Raw genomic sequence first — 1,174 nt, 5'->3', positions numbered from 1 at the left:
ATGACGCTTGATGAGGCCAAACAGACGGTGCAGGAGTCTTTTGACCGTCTCGGCGTACACATGTCGGCAGACAGCGTGTTGTACGCCCTGCCTGGCATGGCGGTTGACTAGGTGATTACTGGGTATCCGGAGATTTTGGTCCCTCACGGCGGGCACTGGTACGTGCAGCCGGGGTTCGTGGCGGACACGAAGTTCTGGCACAACTTGCTCGACGCCTGAGAAACGGTACTCGCCATGCACACCCCCTTTAGATTGAAGGGGGTGTTTTTGTTTGCAGGCGCTGTTGCGTGTGGCGTTCCGGCGGTCGTCCTTACGGCGTCGTATCACGCGGATTGCGATTGGGATCCTGCTTGTGATGTTCGCCCCGGCAACGTTCGGGTTGGTGCTGGCGGTGGCGGTCCTGGCTGGAGGGGCGGCTTACATGGCCGGGGCCGATCCCTGGAATGGCGAGATCCCCAAGGATGTCTCGCCAGCGCACGGCATCCCCTCAATGTTCGTGGCATATGTCCAACAGGCGAGTCTCACGTACCACGTTCCCATGCAACTCATCGCGGGTGAAGTCATGGTGGAATCCGCCTGGGACCCGACCGCGTACGCGGACTACGGCGGGAGCCACGCGATGGGGCTCATGCAGTTTGAGCCGGAGACGTGGAGCGGGTGGAGCGATCCGTTCTGCCGGATCGACGAACCGGACACCGACGCGCAGCGCATTCAGCAATACGGAGGGTACGGCGTGGACGCGGATGGGATGTGGGCGCCGATTGGTACGCCGTCGCGCGCGGCCAGTCAGATCGCAACGCTCAACGCCCAGTGCCAAGCCAGGGGTAATGCCGGGTGCGCGCCGTATGCGAGCCCATGGGACCCGGCGGACGCGCTTGCCGCCGGGGCGAAGTACCTGTCGACCCTCTACAACCAGTTCGGCACCTGGGCGTCGGCCAGCGCCCATTACTACGGCGGAGCGGGCCAGGACCAGTATGTGGCGAGCGTTATGCGGTACACCTACGCCTACGTGCTGGACACGCCGCCCCTGCAACTGGACGGTGGAGGGTTTTGGCCGTTTGGCGAGGCGGACTTGACCCTGAGTTCAGCGGGGAACGGCTGGTGGTCGGTCAAAGGCGAGAGCCAGAACCCGGTTGTCTCGCAGCTCTTGCCCTCGCTGCCGATTGTGGCCCCG

1 protein-coding gene is annotated in these 1,174 nt (G+C 63.8%); it reads left to right on the top strand.

Annotated features, from left to right (window positions below):
* Window positions 1–271: 271 nt before the first annotated feature.
* Window positions 272–1,174: transglycosylase SLT domain-containing protein (locus BM357_RS18285; RefSeq protein ID WP_074956783.1), on the top strand; the 903-nt coding region annotated here is incomplete at its 3' end.

Origin of the sequence: Paenalicyclobacillus macrosporangiidus (assembly GCF_900116805.1) — a bacterium.
Classification (GTDB): Bacteria; Bacillota; Bacilli; order Alicyclobacillales; family Alicyclobacillaceae; genus Alicyclobacillus_H; species Alicyclobacillus_H macrosporangiidus.
The sequence above is the reverse complement of the archived record's forward strand: the minus strand, read 5'-3'. Positions and strand labels throughout refer to the sequence as shown.